20 protein-coding genes are annotated in these 21,213 nt (G+C 50.0%); 6 read left to right on the top strand and 14 right to left on the bottom strand.

Annotation, left to right across the window (positions count from 1 at the left end; genetic code table 11):
- Nucleotides 1-222: 222 nt before the first annotated feature.
- The 5 genes from ACWJ62_RS06020 to ACWJ62_RS06040 all read left to right on the top strand — a co-directional run bounded on the left by ACWJ62_RS06020 (nucleotide 223) and on the right by ACWJ62_RS06040 (nucleotide 4,172).
- Nucleotides 223-894: a polysaccharide deacetylase family protein gene (locus tag ACWJ62_RS06020; RefSeq protein WP_449285388.1), complete on the top strand. Its 672-nt coding sequence runs from the start codon at nucleotides 223-225 to the stop codon at nucleotides 892-894.
- Nucleotides 884-1,555 (top strand): cysteine hydrolase family protein, encoded by a 672-nt coding sequence (locus tag ACWJ62_RS06025; RefSeq protein ID WP_449285389.1) that lies wholly within the window; start codon nucleotides 884-886, stop codon nucleotides 1,553-1,555. The genes ACWJ62_RS06020 and ACWJ62_RS06025 overlap by 11 nt, the downstream gene beginning before the upstream one ends.
- Before the next feature lie 23 nt (nucleotides 1,556-1,578).
- Nucleotides 1,579-2,973 carry an MmgE/PrpD family protein gene (locus tag ACWJ62_RS06030; RefSeq protein ID WP_449285390.1) on the top strand — a complete coding sequence of 465 codons (1,395 nt, stop codon included), beginning with the start codon at nucleotides 1,579-1,581 and terminating at the stop codon, nucleotides 2,971-2,973.
- Between the two features lie 226 nt (nucleotides 2,974-3,199).
- Nucleotides 3,200-3,745 (top strand): DinB family protein, encoded by a 546-nt coding sequence (locus ACWJ62_RS06035; RefSeq protein WP_449285391.1) that lies wholly within the window; start codon nucleotides 3,200-3,202, stop codon nucleotides 3,743-3,745.
- A complete protein-coding gene (locus tag ACWJ62_RS06040) occupies nucleotides 3,735-4,172 on the top strand; it encodes an acetyltransferase (RefSeq protein WP_449285392.1) in 438 nt (145 codons plus the stop codon). Before ACWJ62_RS06035 ends, ACWJ62_RS06040 begins: the two co-directional genes overlap by 11 nt.
- A 79-nt stretch (nucleotides 4,173-4,251) precedes the next feature.
- Here ACWJ62_RS06040 and ACWJ62_RS06045 read toward each other — a convergent pair whose 3' ends face one another.
- Nucleotides 4,252-4,710: a hypothetical protein gene (locus ACWJ62_RS06045; protein ID WP_449285393.1), complete on the bottom strand. Its 459-nt coding sequence runs from the start codon at nucleotides 4,708-4,710 to the stop codon at nucleotides 4,252-4,254.
- Between the two features lie 718 nt (nucleotides 4,711-5,428).
- On the opposite strand from ACWJ62_RS06045, the gene ileS reads away from it, so the two are divergent.
- Complete coding sequence (gene ileS / locus ACWJ62_RS06050) at nucleotides 5,429-8,557, top strand: isoleucine--tRNA ligase (protein ID WP_449285394.1); 3,129 nt, start codon at nucleotides 5,429-5,431, stop codon at nucleotides 8,555-8,557.
- A gap of 107 nt (nucleotides 8,558-8,664) precedes the next feature.
- Here the strand turns inward: ileS and ACWJ62_RS06055 are convergent, their stop codons facing one another.
- The 13 genes from ACWJ62_RS06055 to ACWJ62_RS06115 all read right to left on the bottom strand — a co-directional run bounded on the left by ACWJ62_RS06055 (nucleotide 8,665) and on the right by ACWJ62_RS06115 (nucleotide 21,156).
- Entirely contained in the window at nucleotides 8,665-9,165 is a 501-nt protein-coding gene (locus tag ACWJ62_RS06055; RefSeq protein ID WP_449285395.1) for an AAA family ATPase, read from the bottom strand.
- A gap of 120 nt (nucleotides 9,166-9,285) precedes the next feature.
- Nucleotides 9,286-9,990 carry an NAD(P)-dependent oxidoreductase gene (locus ACWJ62_RS06060; protein ID WP_449285396.1) on the bottom strand — a complete coding sequence of 235 codons (705 nt, stop codon included), beginning with the start codon at nucleotides 9,988-9,990 and terminating at the stop codon, nucleotides 9,286-9,288.
- Between the two features lie 198 nt (nucleotides 9,991-10,188).
- The gene (locus ACWJ62_RS06065) at nucleotides 10,189-11,127 is read right to left on the bottom strand and encodes an electron transfer flavoprotein subunit alpha/FixB family protein (protein WP_449285397.1); all 939 of its coding nucleotides are present in this window, start codon (nucleotides 11,125-11,127) and stop codon (nucleotides 10,189-10,191) included.
- A complete protein-coding gene (locus ACWJ62_RS06070) occupies nucleotides 11,127-11,876 on the bottom strand; it encodes an electron transfer flavoprotein subunit beta/FixA family protein (RefSeq protein ID WP_449285398.1) in 750 nt (249 codons plus the stop codon). The genes ACWJ62_RS06065 and ACWJ62_RS06070 overlap by 1 nt, the downstream gene beginning before the upstream one ends.
- 3 nt (nucleotides 11,877-11,879) lie before the next feature.
- The gene (locus tag ACWJ62_RS06075; protein WP_449285399.1) at nucleotides 11,880-12,737 is read right to left on the bottom strand and encodes an HpcH/HpaI aldolase/citrate lyase family protein; all 858 of its coding nucleotides are present in this window, start codon (nucleotides 12,735-12,737) and stop codon (nucleotides 11,880-11,882) included.
- A gap of 12 nt (nucleotides 12,738-12,749) precedes the next feature.
- Nucleotides 12,750-13,952, bottom strand: coding sequence for a CaiB/BaiF CoA transferase family protein (locus ACWJ62_RS06080; RefSeq protein ID WP_449285400.1), 1,203 nt, complete (start codon nucleotides 13,950-13,952; stop codon nucleotides 12,750-12,752).
- Nucleotides 13,953-14,018: 66 nt separating this feature from the next.
- The gene (locus tag ACWJ62_RS06085) at nucleotides 14,019-15,182 is read right to left on the bottom strand and encodes an acyl-CoA dehydrogenase family protein (protein WP_449285401.1); all 1,164 of its coding nucleotides are present in this window, start codon (nucleotides 15,180-15,182) and stop codon (nucleotides 14,019-14,021) included.
- Entirely contained in the window at nucleotides 15,182-16,018 is an 837-nt protein-coding gene (locus ACWJ62_RS06090) for an FAS1-like dehydratase domain-containing protein (protein WP_449285402.1), read from the bottom strand. The genes ACWJ62_RS06085 and ACWJ62_RS06090 overlap by 1 nt, the downstream gene beginning before the upstream one ends.
- A 172-nt stretch (nucleotides 16,019-16,190) precedes the next feature.
- The gene (locus ACWJ62_RS06095; RefSeq protein ID WP_449285403.1) at nucleotides 16,191-17,087 is read right to left on the bottom strand and encodes a LysR substrate-binding domain-containing protein; all 897 of its coding nucleotides are present in this window, start codon (nucleotides 17,085-17,087) and stop codon (nucleotides 16,191-16,193) included.
- Entirely contained in the window at nucleotides 17,077-17,898 is an 822-nt protein-coding gene (locus ACWJ62_RS06100) for a hypothetical protein (RefSeq protein WP_449285404.1), read from the bottom strand. The genes ACWJ62_RS06095 and ACWJ62_RS06100 overlap by 11 nt, the downstream gene beginning before the upstream one ends.
- A gap of 140 nt (nucleotides 17,899-18,038) precedes the next feature.
- On the bottom strand, nucleotides 18,039-19,322 hold the full coding sequence (locus ACWJ62_RS06105) for a TRAP transporter large permease (RefSeq protein WP_449285405.1): 1,284 nt from the start codon (nucleotides 19,320-19,322) through the stop codon (nucleotides 18,039-18,041).
- 4 nt (nucleotides 19,323-19,326) lie between these two features.
- Nucleotides 19,327-19,914: a TRAP transporter small permease subunit gene (locus tag ACWJ62_RS06110; protein WP_449285406.1), complete on the bottom strand. Its 588-nt coding sequence runs from the start codon at nucleotides 19,912-19,914 to the stop codon at nucleotides 19,327-19,329.
- Nucleotides 19,915-20,082: 168 nt separating this feature from the next.
- The gene (locus ACWJ62_RS06115; protein WP_449285407.1) at nucleotides 20,083-21,156 is read right to left on the bottom strand and encodes a TRAP transporter substrate-binding protein; all 1,074 of its coding nucleotides are present in this window, start codon (nucleotides 21,154-21,156) and stop codon (nucleotides 20,083-20,085) included.
- Nucleotides 21,157-21,213: the final 57 nt, after the last annotated feature.

Genomic DNA, 21,213 nt, shown 5'->3' on the forward strand with positions numbered 1-21,213 from the left:
GAAGACGGAAATACGATGCTTCCTAAGTCACGAATCCAATATGAGTTATCTCATCGGCGAAGCTTACCGCCCGGGCCTAACGGAAAAAATCTCATTATCCACATAGTCGTAAATATAGAACATTGGAGATTCGATAGCCCGATTCCCCGAAAGCTACTTCCGGCACCACATGGAGCTGAGAAAGTTCCTGATGTTCCGAACTACTCTTGGGCTGAGTACGGCATGCGCGTTGGAATGTCGCGACTCCTCAGGGTCCTGCAGGACCGCAACCTTCCTGCTAGCGCCAGTATCAACGCGGGCGTTATTGACGCATATCCGGCATGCGCCAGCGAAGTGAAAGACGCGGGCTGGGAGTTTATTGGGCACGGGTACCATCAGCAGAGCTTGCAGGCCTCGGGCGCTGACAGTGAAATTGAGCTGATAAACAAGTCAATACGGCGAATCGAGCAATTCACCGGCGAAAAGGTACGGGGTTGGCTCAGTCCCGGACTGAAAGAAAGCTATGACACCCCGGATCACTTGCGTGCGGCGGGAATCGACTATGTCTGTGACTGGCCTGTGGATGATGCGCCGTGCTGGCTCGAAACCCGCTCTGGCCAGCTTCTTGCGATGCCTTACAACCTGGAAATCAATGACAGTGTTGTCTATGCGGTCGAGAAGCATCGCTCCGACGAAATGTTCAAACGACTTCAGGATACCCTGAAATGCTTCGCCTCGGAGCTCAAACGAGGCCAATCCAAAGTTCTTGGAATAGGCTTGCATCCTCACCTAATGGGGGTAGCGCACAGACTCCCCTATTTCGAGCAAATGCTTGATCTATTGCAGGAACGTGAGGATGTCGTCTTCATGACCGGCTCTCAAATCTTCGATTGGTACACAAATCATGACTGTTAAACGAAACAACACAGAAGAGCGGATTCTGGGTAACTTAGTCGAGCGCTCAGACCCCAAGCACACGGCCCTGCTAATCATCGACATGCAGAAGGACTTTTGTATTGATGGCTACGCGGCGAGCCAAGCAGGAAGGCCGCTTGATGCAGTTCGGTCGATTATTCCTGCCTTGTCCGAGACCTTAAAAAAAGCAAGAGAGCTTGGCGTTCTTGTCTGTCATGTGGGATTCAACACACTTCATCATCATTTCAGCGACACCCCACCTTGGCTAAGCCAGCGTCGCCGGTCTACCTACGCATCAGACCGAATCGCAATGCACGGTTCCGATGGTGCCGACTTCATTGAGGAGCTCTCGCCCAGGGAGGATGAAATAGAGATCTACAAGCATCGTTACAGCGCTTTCAAGGGCACCAACCTGGATATGGTACTACGAGCAAATGACATCAAAACAGTAGTTCCAGTTGGAGTGTCTACGAACGTCTGTGTAGAAAGCACCCTACGTGACGCCTTCGAATTCGGATACTACGTCTGCGTACCTGGAGACTTGTGTGCCTCCTGGGACCAAGAACTACACGATGCAACTCTAAAAAACGTGAATGCACGCTTCGGCTTGGTTTGCGACCAACAGTCGCTGCTGAATGCCTGGGAAACTGCCGCCAGCTAACAAACGCTTAAACAGGAATGAATATGGAAACCTCAAATCTTACCCAAGAAGCCGCAAAATTTGCTGCAAACCTTAAATTCGACATGATTCCCGATGAAGCACTCCGTATTGCACGTCGGTGTATTATTGATGGACTCGGCGTAATGCTCGGTGGTTCCGATCAAGAAATCGCAGCCGTGACGAAGCAGTACATTAATAGTGTGAAAGGCCCTTCCCAGGCAAGAACGATTGGCGATAGCGAGACACGCGTTTCGGCTCCTCAGGCAGCGTTCTTCAACGGTATCGTTGGACATGCGATGGACTGGGACGACACGCAGCTGGCAGAGTCTCCTGGAAGACAGTACGGCCTGCTGACTCACCCCACCATTCCTCCCCTGGCTTCTGCTCTGGCAATCTCGGACATGCTTGGTAATGTCACTGGCGAAGAATTTGTTACGGCATTCGTCGCAGGCTTCGAAGTAGAGTGCAAAATTGCTGAAGCAATCAACCCGGATCATTACAAACATGGATTCCATACCAGCGGGACGATAGGCACCTTCGGTGCAGCTGTAGCGGCTGCCAAGCTGCTTGGCCTTGACCAGGCAGGTATCGCCAATGCAATCGGCGGTGCGGCCTCGATGGCTGCGGGCATCCGGGCCAACTTTGGAACTATGGGCAAGCCAATGCATGTTGGCCGCGCCGCAGAAAATGGCGTAACCAGTGCACTCTTGAGCCAAGCCAGTTTCACCTTTAACGATGAAGCGCTTGATGGCCCCTGGGGTTACCTTTCCGTTGCCGGTCGTGGCGGTAACCCAGAGTATGTTACTGGTCGCTTCGGAGCACCTTTCTCAATCGCAGAGCCAGGTGTAAGTATCAAACCATACCCTTGTGGCGTGCTGACACATCCGTCGATGGACGCACTCAAATTCTTGCTGGAAGAGAACAACCTTCTGCCTTCTGACATTGAGTGTGTAACTCTCCATGCAGCATCCAATATTTTGAATCCAATCCGTTTCAAAACGGCAAAAACGGAGCTGGAAGGTAAGTTCTGCATGGCATTCCTGCTGGCAGCCATCATTCTGCGCCGGCAGGCTGGCAAACAAGAGTTCACCGATGAATTTGTCAACTCGCCACAATCTCAGAGCATGCAGCTGAAGATCAAAACCAAGCTAGACCCTGAAATTGAAGCGATGGGCTACGATCAGATCCGTTCGAGGGTGGAAGTCGTCACGAAAACCGGAAAAGTCATCGAAAAATGGGCCAATGAGGCATATCGTGGCGGCCCGAACAATCCTCTGACTGATTACGAGTTAGAAGGCAAGTTTCTGGATTGCGCTCAGGGTGTTATTGATCCAGGCAGCGCCGACACGATTCTTGACATGGTTTGGAATATCGAAGATCTCGAGAATATCCGTTCTCTCATCGATATCCTGGGCTAGTTGCTCGGTTTCTACCCCGTCTCCACCGGCGGTTTTAAACCGCCTGTAAACTTACCCCGGCGCCTTGTTCACTGTACCGGGGTAAGTCCAATTGCTAGACAGCTGCATGGTAATTGGTAGTTCAGTGCCTAAAAATGCGAGTCTTGGCGACGATCACTACGTGCGGCTTCGCTTACATTTAGTACCCGCATGCGTTGAGCAGAGCTATAAATGAGAAGGAACTCCGATGGGCCTGAAGTACCATTTTGAATTGCTGGCCGCCTACAACCGACATATGAACTCAAAAGTTTATGCGGCTGCTAGCCATCTCGGAGCAACAGAATTGGGCAAAGAACGCGGGGCCTTCTTCGGCTCCATTCTGGGCACCCTCAATCATCTAATTGTTGGCGACACCATCTGGCTTAAGCGGTTTGCTAAACAACCGTCTTCCTCTATGTCCTTGCGCGAGGTCGCTGATCTTCCCGACCCGGCAAGCTTGGATCAGATTGTTTTCACTGATTTTAAACGCCTATCTGAACATCGCGCCTGGCTAGATCGACAGATCATAAACTGGATCGGTGAACTATCCAGCAGTGATCTGGATTCCGTTTTTAGCTACCAGAACACCCAAGGGATTCACGCCCAAAAACGCTTGTCGAGCCTGGTTCTTCATTTTTTTAACCATCAAACTCACCACAGGGGGCAAGTATCCGTGTTGCTATCACAGTCAGGTCAGGATATTGGCATTACGGATCTACTGGCTTTGATTTCGGAAGAAGCTTATGAAGATTGAGCTCGCAGAAAAAAAAGATCATCTTAGGTTGCTAGAAATTTGGGAAGCATCGGTGAGAGCAACCCATGATTTTTTGGAGGAAGACGATCTTCAGAAACTAAAACCGCTGATCTTAGAGCAGTATTTTGACGCTGTTGATTTAAGGTGTGCCAAAAACAGCAGCGGTGAAATACTGGGATTCTGTGGTGTGCATGATGGCAATATTGAAATGCTGTTTATTGCTCCTGATATGCGAGGCAAAGGTATTGGTACTCTGTTAGCGAAACACGCAATCAAAGACCAAGGTGCAACTAAAGTTGATGTGAACGAACAGAATGAGCAAGCGCTAGGTTTTTACCGGCATATTGGCTTCTCGGTAACCGGGCGCTCACCAGTTGATGGACAAGGCAAGCCATATCCCCTGCTGCATATGGCGCTAAAAATTTAACTGGGCCAGGCAAGCAATATAAGACCCCGCTAGACAGAGGGCTGAAAGAAAACTCATTTTCGGTTTTCAAAAAGTCTTTTTATGCATAGGTATCAATCTGTGCAAAGTCCCCCATCATTTTAAACTTTTCCAAAAATGACAGTGCAGAAATATCTCTTTCAGTTGAAAGACCTTTGGATTGCTTAAATTCGATATTGCTGCGTATCGCATCAAACATGTTAAATTTCTCGCTCATAACAGGATCTGACTCGGTCGCGTTCTGTAAACTTCCGTCTTCAGCACGAACTAGCACCATACTAAGTGACAAAAATGTGCTGGAGAGGTCCGCGTCTCCAGATTTCATTAGTGCATCTGCCATTGCACGCGCTTCGTTCCTCGACATGTTGGCTGGATCAATAGATTGAGCTAACTCTCTTATTGATAGTGATTTTGGTGGCTCAGCAGCTTTATCCGTCTTAATAGGCGGTAAATTATTGCCGCTTTTATTTACTTGTGTTGACGTTGTTGTGTACAAGGCACTATTAACTTGCATATTCATTCCCCTCTCAAAAGCTTTTAGTTTTAGAGGCAAAAATTAAGCCACGTGCATTACCGCCATACCAGATATTGCATAACACGTTGATGCATCGAATGTGATAGCCTTTTTATCTCTTCTGACAACATTCAAGAAGTCGCCAAAATTACCATCTTCGAAGAGCAGCAATGACTGGCTAGACGCTGGAATCGCGATAATCGGCCAACTGATGGCCAAGACAAAAATTTCAGGAAACAGGCAGCAAAATGGCTCGGAATCGGATGTGACGAAGCCTCGTTAGGACCGCGATAAATATACCCATTCTGCGAACAAGACTAGCCCGGTCTTCTCATAGTGCAGCAGCATGCTTCGCAAATCGGTCCCGTCCACATCACAGTTGGGTGAGTGGCGGCCAAATTGGCGATCATTTAATCAAAACCTGGCGTTTAGACGCACCTTCCTCTGCCCCATTGCGTCGAACAGGGAGAGGCCGGGCAATACCATATGCCAGCCCCCAGGGCTTTTTCTTGACTTTTTTCTCGAAACCCAAAAAAATAGAAGGATATGAAAAACAAAGCGTGTCACTTCGACTTTATTATTATTTCAATCCAACACTAGTTATGGTGGGTTGAACGGTCCTTGTTATACGCAAAAATTCAAAACCCGCCACCAGGCGGGTTTTTTGTTCCCGCCAAGGCAGAGTTCCACTACCGGCCGATAGCCTCAGCGCAGGAGCAAATCATTGGCAAGCGAAACCAGCAAACCCGTAGAAAGTTTTTCCTTCGTCGAAACAGAGCACGAGGTGCTCAAGTTCTGGGAAGAACAGCAGATTTTCCAACAGTCTCTAGAACAAACCCGCCGAGGCAAGCCCTACATTTTTTACGATGGTCCGCCCTTTGCTACCGGATTGCCGCACCATGGGCATCTGGTTGCTTCCACACTGAAAGACATTGTCCCTCGCTACTACACAATGAAGGGTTTTTACGTGCAGCGCCGTTTCGGCTGGGACTGCCATGGCCTACCTATTGAGCATGAAATCGATAAATCACTGGGCATGTCTGCCCAGGAGGCGGTCGCCAAACTGGGCATCAAACGCTACAACGAAGAATGTCGCGGCATCGTACAGCGCTATACCGCCGAATGGGAAAAGACCATAACCCGCATTGGGCGCTGGGTGGACTTTCGCAACGACTATAAGACCATGGACGCGTCTTTCATGGAATCCGTGTGGTGGGTATTGAAACAACTCTGGGACAAGGAGTTGATCTATAAGGGGGTGAAGGTGGTTCCCTTCTCCACGGCGCTTGGCACAGTGTTATCCAACTTTGAAGCTGGTTCCAACTACCAGGAAGTGCAAGACCCCTCAGTCACCGTGCTTTTCAAGCTCAAAGATGACAATGCCTATATTGCCGCGTGGACCACCACGCCCTGGACGCTGCCGTCGAATCTTGGTTTGTGTGTCAATGCCAATATCGACTACGTGATGGTACGCGATGACGAACGAGAGCTGAGGTTCTGGCTGGCAAAAGATCGCCTCGAAGCCATTGAAAAGGGCCGCACGCTGATAATCGAAGAAGAAGCCAAAGGCTCAGCACTGGTAGGCAGGCACTATATACCGTTACTTCCTTATTTCAGTCATCTGGAGAAAGAGGGGGCTTTTCAGATTCTGGCCGATAACTATGTCAGCACCGAGAGTGGTACCGGCGTTGTGCACTTGGCTCCAGCATTTGGTGAAGATGACCACCGTATCATGCGTGCACACGGTATCGAAGCCAATGTCTGCCCCATCGATAGCGGTGGCCATTTCACCGAGGAAGTAAGTGACTTTGCCGGTGACTACATCAAGGATGCCGACAAACACATCATTAAAAGGTTAAAAGAAGATGGCTCCTTGTATCTCCAGGACGTGATTGTACACAGTTATCCATTTTGTCCGCGTTCAGATACACCCATTATCTACCGCACTATTCCGTCCTGGTATGTAAAGGTGGAGCAGATCAAGACGCGTATTGCCCAACACAATCAAAGCATCAACTGGGTGCCGGAACACATCCGCGACGGCCGCATGGGGAATTGGCTAGACAATGCCGTTGACTGGTGTATCTCTCGCAACCGTTACTGGGGCACACCGCTGCCAATCTGGATCAATGACGAAACCGACGCCCGCATTTGCGTTGGCTCAATTAATGAGCTCGAAAAGCTCACTGGCGTGAGCGTGGATGATCTACACCGGGAGTATGTAGATGAGCTCAGCTTCAAACTTGACGGCGAAGCTGGAACTTACCGACGTGTTGAAGAAGTACTCGATTGCTGGTTTGAATCGGGCTCAATGCCCTACGCCCAGTTGCACTACCCTTATGAAAATCAGGACTTTTTCAAACAAGGGTTCCCGGCTGAATACATTGCCGAAGGCCTGGATCAGACTCGTGGCTGGTTCTATACGCTGCTTGTGTTGAGCACCGCGCTGTTTGACAAACCGGCATTCAAGAATGTGATCGTGAACGGCATCGTGATGGCCAACGATGGCAAAAAAATGTCCAAGCGCCTGCAGAACTACACACCACCGGATCTTCTGATGGAAGAGTACGGTGCCGATGCGCTGCGTTTGTACATGATCAATTCCGGATTGGTAAAAGGGGAGGAACAACGCTTTACCGACAGCGGCGTCAAAGACATGGTGCGCCGAGTGTTGTTGCCCTGGTACAACGCCTTCAGGTTCCTGAAAACCTATGCCGAGATCGACGGCTGGAAAGGATCTGGCGCCGGGGCGGGGCACTCAGGGAATATTCTTGATCAGTGGTTGATTTCGCGCCTGCAGAGCCTGAAGGCTAATGTGGCACACGAGATGGCAGGCTATCGTTTGTACAACGTAGTGCCAGCTCTTTTCGAGTTCATTGAAGATCTGACCAACTGGTACATCCGCCTGAACCGAGCGCGCTTCTGGGTTGAAGAGATGACAGCCGACAAGGTGGCAGCCTATGAAACCCTATACACGACCTTATCTGAACTGAACACCTGTCTAGCACCTTTTGCACCCTTTCTGGCCGAACACATCTTCCAGCAGCTGAAGGTTTTTTCCACAGAAGAAGAAAAGACTTCGGTACATTTATGTTGCTACCCGGAAGCGGATGAGACGCTTATCCAGAGCACACTGGAAGCGGCCGTGGCCCGTATGCAGAACATCATCATGCTAGGTCGGCAGAAGCGAAACCAGGTAAAAATAAAAACCAAGACACCGCTGGCACGACTGACCATCATTCATCACGATCAGAGCATGTTGGATGAAATTGCACGTCTTGAGGGGTACATAAAGAGTGAGCTGAATGTGAAAGCAGTGGCTTACACAACCGCCGAGGCCAATTACATTAACTTCTACGCTAAACCCAACTCGCCGGTATTGGGCAAGCGCCTAGGTAAAGACTTTAAGAAGTTTAAACAACTCATAGAGGCATTAGACGCTGATACGCTGAACCGCGTCTATGAACGAAACCAGCTTGAGTTGGAAGGCGAGGTATTCAGCACTGACGACATTTTGATATTTCGTGAGGCAAAAAAGGGCACCCAGGCCTTGAGCAACCGCTTTATTTCTATCGACATGGATTGTGAGCTTACTGAAGCACTGGTTGCAGAGGGACTGGCTCGCGAAGTGGTGAACCGCATCCAGAAAACGCGCAAAGCATTGGGGTTAAAGGTTACCGATCGCATCAGCATCGACTATGACGCGGATGCAAAACTAGACGCCGCCATCACAACTCATCTGGAATACATTGCTGGTGAAACTCTATGCACAGTATTACAGCGCAGTACCCACTGCCATCAACACGGGTTCAGTATTGACGGCATGCACTTGAACATGAACATTCGCAAATAGCTCGGAGAAATACTGGACTTACCCCAATATACATGGCACACCCCAGCATCATAGGCCAGGAGTGTCTAGTAGACCGGGGTACGTCCAGAAGGTACTCGATCGCCTTGTTAATCGAGCTTCTGCTCTACAACCTCGACGTTGAACCCCTCTGACTCTTCAGGCGGCTCGAAGTAGTCAGTCACCATCCTAAAGACCTCCTCAGTGTCAAACTGTGCTCGCTCAGGTTGTTCTTTTTGCCGGTGTTTCAGCCGCCTCAGACAAACCTCGTCATCTACTGCCAAATAATACAGTTGATGAGGCATCCTATTTTGCGAGTATATCTCTTTGAACCAAGCCCTCTGCTTCTTTGTGTTGCCGGGAAAATCTAAGACCACGGACGTACCCGCCACGAGTATTTGCTCAACGTGCGATCTGAGAACTGGCTTAAGACGAGACGAGTAACTGATATAATCACTGAAATCTTTGATCTCGCCGGGGAAAAGGGCTGCCAACCATTCATCTTCGGAAACAAGCACTGCTCCGCGCTCACGAGCGATTTTGGTAGATAAAGTGCTTTTGCCAGCTCCCATCTTCCCACAGAAAAATATTAACGTTCCGTACGAACTCATTGCTTAAACCTTAAACTTAACGAGAGTTTCAAGTCGCATTTTGAAGTGCAGCGGAACTATGTCATCTTCGACCTTTTGTTATGCAGATTGATCAATTGAAGCCCGCAGAGCAGCACTTAGTTAGCGATCATAGCTCGCCCCAGATACGGAGGCATGTGCGAGCGCCGAGGGAGTAGCGCACCCGACAATTGCCGGAGCTTCATGTATTAGATCGTCATTTTCGAGTGCTTGTACCATGAAAATGGCGAAGTCTATTCGACGCGTGATATTGCTTTCGAGAATAGGATCACCCACGTGCCGGCTCCAGACAGGCAGGCCTTGGCTATCTCCCTCTTCGAGGTCGCTCCCACGCACGACGGTCCACCGGGTTTTGCTTGCGAACACTCGCCGGCATGCTTCCACCTGATCATCTAGATCCGCGAAGCGGGCTAGACGCGCAAGCCAACCGAAGACTTTGACGAAGGTTCTGAGCTTCCATGGGTACCGGTCCTTGCCATCACGCGTGATGTGCCACCCACATGAGAAGATAAGTCGCGCACCCGGCTCCGCGAAATCGATCACGGCCTGCGCCGTCCCTGTAGAGTACTGCTGGACGCCCCAGGGGACCAGCACGGTAAGCACCCCGTCGCACCCTGCAACGGCCCTCCTAATGACCTCGCGATCGTTCGTGGCTCCGGAAACGACTGTTATGCGGCCATGGAACGAGTCAAGCTTTCCAACGCTCTGTTCTCGGCAGACCCCGACGACTTCGTAACCCCGATCAAGCGCGCACTGCACCATGTACTTTCCTAGCTTTCCTGACGCGCCAACAATGCAGATCTTCATAGACAATGGTGCTCATCTTAACCGTTCGTTTTGCCACATGCCCCGCTCATGCAGCGCGCAGAGAGCGGCGCCCTATTTGGAGCAACATGCCCGGAAGTTACCATAACAATTCGTCTAGTTTTTTGAGTGCTGAACGACACCTTTTCGGCTCTCAGCTGCCTGCCCTTTCAATTCCGTTTAATACAGTGATGCTCCCCATTAAAGCTTGGTTTCAAGCTCTGGTACTGCTTCGAACAAGTCGGCAACGAGTCCGTAGTCAGCGACCTGGAAAATAGGCGCCTCTTCGTCTTTGTTAATTGCCACAATTACCTTGGAGTCCTTCATGCCGGCCAAATGCTGGATAGCTCCGGAAATGCCTACTGCAAGGTAAAGTTCTGGCGCAACGATTTTGCCGGTCTGTCCAACCTGCATGTCATTGGGAACGAAACCGGCGTCCACAGCGGCCCTGGAGGCGCCAACAGCAGCTCCGAGCTTGTCTGCAAGCTTTTCGATAAGCGCAAAATTCTCACCACTACCCATCCCGCGACCGCCCGAAATGACGACGCGGGCGGCGGTCAATTCGGGGCGGTCCGATTCGGCAATTTCCTCACCGATGAAGCGAGAAATGCCAGTATCCTGAAGACTGTCCAAGGTCTCTATCTCGGCGGCGCCCCCCTCAGCCGACGCTGCCTCAAACGCAGTACTACGCACCGTGATTACCTTGACCGAATCGAGTGCTCTGACAGTCGCAATTGCGTTGCCTGCGTATATCGGACGCTTGAACGTATCGTTGCTCTCAACAGCGGTAATATCGGAGACCTGACCAACATCAAGCAGAGCAGCTACACGGGGAAGCAGATTTTTACCGGTTGTTGTTGCGGGAGCCAGAATATGGGTTACGCCTTTGCTGCCTGACGCAATTGAGGCGACCAACGGCGCGACGTTCTCCGCGAGATGATGACTGTAGGCAGGACCGTCAGCCAAGAGAACCCTGGAAACACCCTCAACCTTTGCGGCTTCATCCGCCGCAGACTGGCAATTATCACCAGCAACAAGTACGGCCACATCACTTCCTATCTGCATTGCTGCGGTGACTGCATGCAGGGTAGACGGTTTCAAGATCTTGTTGTCATGTTCTGCAATAATCAGGATGGTCATCAGATTACCTTCAGTTCGTTCTTCAACTTATCTACCAGCTCTTCGACGGAAGCGACCTTGATACCTCCAGCTCTCTCGGCTGGGGCTTCGACCTTGAGGAGCTCGGAGTATGAACGCAACTCGATGCCAAGATCAGCCGGTGTTTTGACATCCAAGGGCTTTTTCTTCGCCTTCATGATATTCGGGAGTGTGGCGTAGCGAGGCGTATTCAAACGCAAGTCAGTGGTTAGAACTGCAGGGAGCTTTAGGCCCAGGGTTTGAAGACCTCCATCAACTTCGCGGGTTACTACAGCTTCATCACCATTTATTTCCACTTTGGAAGCGAAGGTACCCTGCCCCATATTGGTCAACGCTGATAGCATCTGCCCGGTTTGGTTGTTGTCTGAATCGATTGCCTGCTTTCCGAGGATAACTAGCCCAGGCTCTTCTTCTTTGACCACATTGGCCAGCAGCTTGGCGACAGATAATGATTCAGGCATGGCATCGGTTTCGATATGGATGCCACGGTCTGCCCCGAGCGCCAGTGCGGTGCGGACCTGCTCTTGCACTTCCTTTGGGCCTATTGAGACGACCACTACTTCGGAAGCAATGCCCCCCTCTTTCAATCGGACCGCTTCTTCAACAGCGATTTCGCAAAAGGGGTTCAATGCCATTTTTGCGTTGGACAAATCCACATCGCTGCCATCCGCCTTAACGCGCACCTTGACGTTGTAGTCAAGCACACGCTTTACAGTAACAAGTATTTTCATAGCTTAGCCTAGTGGTTTTTCGGCTGGAGATTGCCTGGAGGCATCATCGGCTTGGCTCAGCAACAAACGGGCGCGTTGAATGACGGGAGCGTCCACCATTTTGCCGTCCACCTGGAAGGCTGCGCCGGCATCTTCCGAAGCTGCGAGCACGCGTCGTGCCCAGTCAAGCTCTGCCTCATCAGGACAAAAACCTCTGTGAACAGGAGATAGTTGTCGAGGGTGGATGCAGAGCATCCCTGCAAATCCCATCTCACAGGCACGTTTTGCAAATTGCTCAACAGCGACGTCGTCGTCGATGGATGGAAAAACAGTCTCGATAGGAGGGGCCAGCCCCGCGGCTGCTGAATGAAGTAACAGCTCGCTGCGGACACGGTCCAGCATTATTTGGGCGCCCGCCGTATCAGGCTTGATGCCGAGATCGACCCCCAGGTCCAGTGCTCCGAGGCAGAAACGCTCAACACCCCGCACGTTCGCCATTTTAGGTAGCTCAGTAACACCGAGGGCCGTCTCCACCAACGGCCAGATCGGCTTGCCGGTATGTGCGGCAACCTGCAAACTTTCGGCACTTTGCGCTTTGGCGACCATGATTGCTCGTATGCCAGTGAGCCGACAGCACAACTCAAGATCAGCTGGAAAATATTCCGTACCGGTCGCGTTTATGCGGACGATCACTGCCGCTTCAGTCTCTTCCTCAAGGAACTTTCGTACGGCATCTCTCGCTGCAGTTTTATCCGACGGAGCTACGGCATCTTCCAGATCGATGACAACAACGTCGGCACCCGAAGAAAGAGCTTTACTGAAACGCTCCGGGCGTGAAGCTGGCACGAACAGAACTGAGCGTGCTTTGTTGAATACTGTCATGACGGCTTATCCTCAAATCACGGATGCTTCTTTCAGACTTTGAATATCGCTCTCTGGAAAACCTAAGGTGGACAGTATTTCGTAGGTGTGTTCCCCCAGTGCTGGAACTGCATCCATACGAGCCCCATAAGCACTGTTGATACCAGGCGGCGACAATGCTGGCAACTTGCCGTTGGGGCTTTCGATGGTGGTCCAACGTTGGCGTGCACTTAACTGCGGGTGGTCCCACACAGCATGCATGTCGTTAACACGAGCATTAGCAATGCGGGCCTTGTCCAGTCGAGCAACGACTTCGTCGGATGAGAGAGTGCTGAACACATCATGAATGATCTGACGAAGAACGGCTCGATTTTCCGAACGCTTGTAGTTAGCGGCGAAACGTTCATCCTCGGCCAGTTCTGGTTGCTCAAGAACTGTTTCACAGAATGACTGCCACTCACGCTCATTTTGCAAACCAAGCATTACCGAACGGTTATCGCCGGCCATGAAGGGACCATAAGGATAGATGGTTGCATGAGAAGCCCCTGCTCTCGGAGGCGGCTCCGCACCTTCAAAGGCGTAGTACATTGGATAGCCCATCCACTCGACGAGGCTTTCAAGCATGGAAACATCAATGCTGCTACCTTGGCCTGTCTGCTGACGATATATAAGAGCCGACAATATATTGGTATATGCATACATACCGGCCGCTATGTCAGCAATTGAGCAGCCGGCTTTGGCCATGCCCTCGCTCCCCGGCAGTCCACTAGTGGAGAGAAAACCGGCTTCGCTCTGGATAAGCAGGTCGTAAGCTTTCTTGTCCTGATAGGGTCCGCCTTCGCCATACCCTGATATGTTACAAACGATCAACCGGGGATAACGCTCGTGCAGCTGGTCAAAGGAAAGTCCAAGACGTGCTGCAGCACCCGGCGCGAGGTTTTGTACTAGGACATCAGCGTTTTCAAGAAGCGACTCCATAACCGGTTTTGCCTGTGCCGACTTGAGATCGAGCGTGAGGCTTTTCTTGGACCTGTTGGTCCAGACAAAATGCGATGAAAGCCCTTTTACCCGTTGATCATAGCCGCGAGCAAAGTCACCACTGCCTGGCCGTTCCACCTTGACAACATTGGCGCCAAGGTCGGCCAACTGTCGTGTGCAAAAGGGGGCTGCAATGGCATGCTCAAGGCTAATGACATTGATACCGTTAAGCGGAGCTGGGTTTGATTTTTTGTGCATCGTAGTGCCGCCTATGTTGAGGTCTAAGTTCACGCCCCAGATTGCCCAGCAAACTGGGGGACTGAATCAGAATGAGCGGGGGAGCTCCAATAGGTGCTCGGCCACGTACGACAAAATCAAGTTGGTTGAAATCGGGGCAACCTGGTAAAGACGGGTTTCCCGGAACTTTCGCTCAACGTCATATTCGCAGGCGAAACCGAAACCGCCGTGAGTCTGCATACAGACATTCGCCGCTTTCCACGAGGCTTCAGCGGCTAAGTATTTGGCCATGTTTGCACTGGCACCAGCATGCAGACCGTTGTCATATTCGTAGCAGGCCCTCCAACGCATCAAATCGGCAGCTTCAATATCAATATGAGCCTGAGCGATTGGGAACTGAATGCCTTGGTTTTTACCAATAGGGCGACCAAAAACCTCTCGTTCGCGGGCATAATTTGATGCCTTCTCAATGAACCAGCGGCCATCGCCGATGCACTCAGCCGCTATCAAGGTGCGCTCGGCGTTGAGCCCATCCAGAATGTACCGGAAACCCTTGCCTTCTTCCCCAATCAGACATTCGGCCGGTATCTCGAGATCATCGAAGAACAGTTCGTTGGTTTCGTGGTTAACCATGTTAGCGATGGGCTGTACGGTCATGCCGTTTTTCAGCGCGTGCTCAAGGTCAACCAAAAAGATCGACATGCCTTCAGACTTACGAGTAACTTCTGCCAGTGGCGTCGTGCGGGCAAGCAGGATCATGAGATCAGAGTGCTGGACCCGGGAAATCCATACTTTCTGGCCATTAATAACGTATTTGTCGCCTTTACGGACAGCAGTTGTTTTGATTTTGGTGGTGTCCGTACCTGTAGTTGGTTCGGTGACACCCATAGACTGAAGCCGCAACTCACCGGCCGCAATTTTCGGAAGATAGCGTTGCTTTTGCTCGTCGCTTCCATGCCGCAGCAAAGTGAACATGTTGTACATTTGTCCATGGACCGTTCCGGAATTGCCACCACAACGGTTTACTTCCTCCAGGATTACCGCAGCTTCTGACAGCCCCAGCCCAGAGCCTCCGTACTCTTCTGGAATCATGGCAGCAAGCCATCCGGCTTCAGTCATTGACTTGACGAACTCTTCGGGAAAGGCCCGTTTTTCGTCAATTTCACGCCAATAGGCAGAGTCGAAATTTTCGCAAAGGCCACGGACACCCTCGCGAATCGCGTTGATTGAATCGATATCATGCTGGAACATCAGTGAGTCTCCTCAAATTGGAGTTTTGCCATGTGTGCAAGTCCATGCTTGTTGAAAGCCCGAAGATCAGCAGCACCATCTTGATCATGCTTTCCGGAAACCTTGAACTCTCCGTCAGCAGTCAATGGCTTGAGGCCTCTGTATGACAAGAGCACCGGCTTCAGCTTGGGATTTGCGTCAGTGAATGCTTTAACCATGAGGGTTGCGATTAGCGGGCCATGTACCACGAGATTCGTGTAGGACTCTTCGCCCGTTGTGTAGGGCCAGTCGTAATGAATGCGGTGGGCATTGAAAGTGACGGCGGAATACCGAAACAGTAGTGTTGGGTTTGGCTCAATCGTTTCGACCCAGTCATACTCTTCGTCGAAAGGCTCCGACTTTTTAACGATGGGAGCGGGGGGCCGGTAAACTATATCCTGCTCTTCGCTGATACAGAGCGTGCCCTGCTGGAAAATTTCATGGTGCACAGTAATAAAAATAAGCTTGCCAGTGCGTCCTTCTTTCTCAGAAACCTTGGCTATAGTTGATTCTCGTACTGCATCGATTCCTACTTTCAGTGGCTCGAGAAACTTCACCCGACCACCTGCCCACATGCGCACATAGCCATCAATGCCAGGGATAAAGGTATCTGCGTTCGGATGCCCGTCTGGGCCTAAAGCGTTTTGTGGTGCAGGTTCCTGAAAGAAAGCCCAGTGCCAAAGCGGTGGGAGCTCGTCATATTTCTCAAGCGCCGGCACAGAGAAAGTGGCACTCAAGCGATTACACAAAAGTTTAGAAATTGAATCTTCAGTCTGATTCTTCTTTCCGACCCAATCATCGATTGATTTTGTATTCATGAAATCTCTCCTATAACAATTTTTAGTTTGTTGCAGGGGAGAGATTATTTAAATATTTGTTTTGAGAACCGGGCCTTCCGAAAATAAGAAGCTATGGAAGTGAATAGCTGATATTTAATTATTGAAAGGAACTAATTAAGGAAAACAACTATTACGAGAGGTTGATGCAATGTTATTGCTCGGCATACCTTTCAAGGATTGCGTCGATGAGTGCATGACCGCATCGAGGCATAGCATCGCGATCCTTGAAGATCAAACATCGTCTGCGCCTTGCCCAAGTCTCGGAAAGACTTATGATTTGAAGTTCCATTGTCTCTTTATACCGCAGCGCACACGACTCGGGAACCACGCCTACACCAACACCGGACTCGACCAGCCTGCATACGGATTCGAACCCGAAAACTTGAACTCTTGGTTTGAAGACTTCCCCGGTCTCTAGGGTTACAGTCTGTAGAAATGTAAAGAGACTGCTAGTTTCTTGCAGGCAGATATGGGGCTCAGACAAGGTGTCAAAAAAACTAATCTTCGAGGCTAAGCTGAGCGGGTTCGTCTGGGCCGTCACGAGAACCAGATTGTCTGTTGCAAATGGAATAACCTCAAGGCCAGAACCCGTGATTTGGTCAGACACTATGCCAAGATCCGCCGAGCCTTCACAAACTGTCCTGATGATGTCTCGGTTCATGGCTTCCTGAAGATCAATAGTGACACCAGGTCTCTGCGCAAGGAAGTCGGCAAGCACGCCTGGCAGAATTTCAGTAATAGCCGTTGTGTTGGCCAAGACACGGAGATGGCCCAGTTGGTCATTTTCAAGCGCCGAAAAATCGGCCTTGGCGGCAGCTACTCCCTGGAGGATTGATCGCGCGTGTTTGAGTAGGCGGGCTCCGGAGGGGGTTAGTCTAACGCCACGAGTCTCTCTGTAAAAAAGCCTGCAGCATAGCTGCTCCTCCAAGCCTTTGAGGCGCGTACTTGCAGCGGTCAAAGAAATATTGTTGCGCTTGGCGCCCTTGGTCAGACTTTCAGATTCCGCAATGCTCACGAACAGTTCAAGATCCCGGAAGTCAAAATGCATCGTCATCTCCGGTCATTTTCATTTGGGACGGTGAAAGGCTTGGAGAAGCAAAAAACTCGAACAGCAGGAAACTAGAAGTAGTCAATAATGCTGCAAGTATAGCCAGAAGAAAGGCACTCAGAAGAGGTAATGAGGCAGCTAAATAAACAAGCGTCAGAAGAAAGGCGAAAATACTTGTAATACCTGTTTGTGCAGAGACCATCGTGGCTTTGGGCACATCTGGACCGTGTCGATGGTGGAGCGTTATCACGATCGTTGTCAGTCCTATAGGGTAGCCAACGATAGCGCCCGATAAAGCCGGACCTGTATGATGAGCAAGGCCTGCCCCGATACCAACAAGGACGCCAGCGGCAATAGCTCTGTACACAATATCGAAAGTGCTACCTTTATTTTGTCCGTTCGGTGTCGCTTGGGTGTGGCGTGAAATACTCTTTACCAGTAAAAAAGTCGCTATAAAAGTAATGGTTGCGAAAAAAGTGGATTTAATATGGTGTTGTAATAGTAGTACCGATGCTAACCAGGCCAGTGATGATAGAAGCAACGCTAACCATAGCGGTTGTTGGCGTGGTAACAGCTTATAAAGCGCTGAGAACACCAAAGTAGCTGACATAGCATTCATGGACGATAAGGCGGCGTCTATAACGAAATCGACATCATGCTCCGTGACCAAAAAAAAGTATGCTGGACCGATAATAACCGGCGCGCCAGCCAGGATCCCGCCAAAACGTGGGCCTAGACGCTCGACTCCCTTGGCAACGGAGATAATTATCAGAGCGGTCGTTATGGCCTTTATTAAAATGGCTATAGCCATCATCACCACCCGCGAGGCTTTTTGTAGATTAAGTCAAGAGTCGAAATATCTGTATGGTTGAGCCAATGGCAGCGCTGTTTTATGTTCGTTTAAATACATGCTCAGAGGCCAAAGCCACCTCTGAGCATGCTTGAAAGCATTTACTCCAGAACTCTTGGGAGGAACAGGGCTATATCGGGGAATGCAATCAGCAGAATTCCCATGATAATCATCATAAGAACGTAGGGAGCTGCACCAATCATGACGTCATTCAGCGAGCCTTCTTTACGAACGCCTTGTACAACATAAAGATTAAGGCCGACAGGTGGAGTAATGAGCGCCATTTCAATTAGCAGAATAACCAGAACACCAAACCAGATGGGGTCATAGCCCAGAGATATAATTACTGGCGCTACCATTGGCAACGTAATCACCATCAAAGAGAGCGTTTCGAGGAAAAAGCCTAAGACAACATATAGAGCGATTATCAGCAAGAGTGTGGTGAATGGCTCCATTCCGCTCGTAGTGATAAAACTGGAAATTTCACGCGTGACGCCGGAAGAGGCCAATACGAAGTTGAGGAAGTAGGACGCGACGATGATAAGCATTATCATGCCTGTGGTCTTCATAGTGCCTTCAAGGGCTTCAAGCAACATCTTGATGCTCAGTGAGCGGAAAAATGCGGCTAAACCCAGTGCGCCGGCAACGCCAACAGCCGCTGCTTCGGTTGGGGTCGCCCAGCCAGCATAAATGGACCCTACTACGATGAGAAAAAGCGACAGGACCGGGAACAGCTCGATCAACCCTTTGATTCGATCCGACCAGGTATGACGACGCTTGGGTCCGCCCAATGAAGGGCGCATTGAACAGATGATGGCCGTACCAATCACGAAAATAAGAGCCAGTATTAGCCCGGGGATCAGGCTACCGGCAAACAGCTTAGGAATTGAGGTTTCGGTGATGAAGCCATAGACGATCAAGTTGATAGAAGGGGGAATCATGATTCCCAGAGTACCGCCAGCAGCGATTGAGCCGGTGAACAGTCGACTATCATAACCAAGCAGTTTGGCTTGCGGCAGGGCGACAGTGCCAACAGTGGCCGAGGTCGCAACACTGGAGCCTGAAGTTGCCGAAAAAAGGGTTGCCGTACCAATATTCGCGTGGAGCAGACCGCCAGGAAGCCAAGAGAGCCAAGATTCTAGCGCCATATATGTGTTTTTCGCGACGCCGGAACGGACCAGCAATTCGCCCAAAAGGACAAAAAGTGGAATGGCAATTAATAGAAAGCTGTCAGATGCCGACCAGAGAACATCCCCGAAAGCCAAGTAGAGCGGGAAAGGTGAAAAAAAGCTGTCAATTGTAAGTGCAAGTATAATCAGTGTGGCAGCGACCGGTACGCTTAAAAAAAGCAACACCAGCAGCGTCAGTATTGATGCAATAATCATGATATTAGTCCCGTGTAACCTCGTTGATATGATCGTCTACCGACGGGCTGGAGAGCAGGTGGCTAAACCTTCTCTGATCTAGCTCCAGCAAAGCTACAAGGGCACGGAGGAGAAGCAAAGAAACGGAGAAGGTGAACCAAACGAAACCAAACATCCATAGCAGCTGAGGTATCCATAGAGGTGCCATTAATGGCGAGTTCGAGTGAGCATTTGACCTGTACGTGTCCAAGACAACGCTAATGACAGCATCAGCTGCAAAAATGCTAATGAACACAAGGCTACAAATGGAAAGCAAATCCAGAAGATTCCGTATTTTATTGCAGGCTTTTTCGTAAAAAACATCAATTCTTATGTGCGCCTTTTCAAGCATTGCATAAGAGAAAGACCAGCTTGCAATAATAGCCATAAAGTAACCTGACATCTCGGTAGCTGGGAAAACAGAAATATCAGCAATCTTCCGAAACAAAACCTCAATAACGATCATTACGACTGCTGCAAGAAGAACAACTCCACCCAGCCTTGCAATCCAGCGTGTTAATTTATTAGCTTGATCGATAGTCACATCAAGCACTTTGGCTATATTTTTAAGCATTGCTTTTACCTGATTAATATTTCGACTAAGTACTTCTTAATATTTTTAAAGCGTACATTCAGCCAAACCCTTAAATAATCATTTAAGATCTTTCACTGTTCATTAACTCTCAAGTTAAACAGGCCCCACGTATTCCCAAGTTGTGAAGCATGGGGCCGTTTTTTTGTACTAGTCGGCAGATTTCTGTGCAGTCAATCCTGTGGTTGCTCCGATAGTACTATTCCATTGATCAACGGATTCGCTACTGACTCGGTTTGCCCAAGCAGGAATTACTTGTTCTTCCAGTCGACTTGCGGCATAGGCCACATCAGAATCACTTGTAGCGACTAGGGTCATTGATGCTGAGTCACCACGTTTGCAGATGCCTTGTCCAGTAAGGCAGTTAACGCCTTCCTCAAAGTCGGCCTGTGCGGCATCCCATACTCTGCTTTCATACTTTAGAGTTTCTGCTTCCAGCCATGCCTGAGTATCTGAGTCCAGAGAACTCCATTTCTTACCGTTCATGACAGTCACTACGTGGTCCCAGCCACCAACTGCAAGTGGATAAAGGTGAGTCGTTACTTCGTACCAGCCGCCGTTGTAACCAGAAAGAGGAGCCGTCACCGCGCAGTCAATTACGCCTCTCTGAAGTGCACCTGGAACTTCATTAAAGCTCAACGTAACAGCCTGAGCACCTAGGGCTTCAAGGAACTCACCTGTGGTCCGACCACTGGCTCGAATCTTTTTGCCACTGAGATCATCTAGCTTGGCTATTGGAGCATTGCAGAACACCATCTGAGGGCCGTAGGGGACAACAGAAAGAAGTTTTGCACCGTCATAGTGTTTGGAAATAGCTTCCGCCATGATGGGACGATAGCTATTGCTGACGTCCCTTGCCTTATCAACGAGGGGGGCAATCATGGGCATGTCCAGCCCTTCTAACTCAGGCGCGCTTTCGACAGAATAACCCGCAACAGTAGAGCCTACATCGAAGAGCCCCCTGGAAAGGAGTTTCAATACTTCGCTACCACCAAGGCCCATCTCTGCGAAAGTGGTTACCTGAGTGCGAATTTTCCCCCCTGATGCTTGAGTGACTTCTTGCTCCCAGAAAGGACCTTCAAAATTTTGAAACAATGCGAGACTTCTGAATGTACCTACATAATTCAAGCTTTGCTCAGAAAGCTGAGTTGCCTGAAGGCTAGAGGATCCAATCAAACCGCAGAGGATTAATGATTTAGTTATGGCTGACAGTTTATTGTTCATTTTATGATGCCTCATTTTTTTGGTAAGTATTTATGCTGAGCTTTAACATTATTCCTG

The organism is Marinobacter sp. PE14, assembly GCF_053566155.1.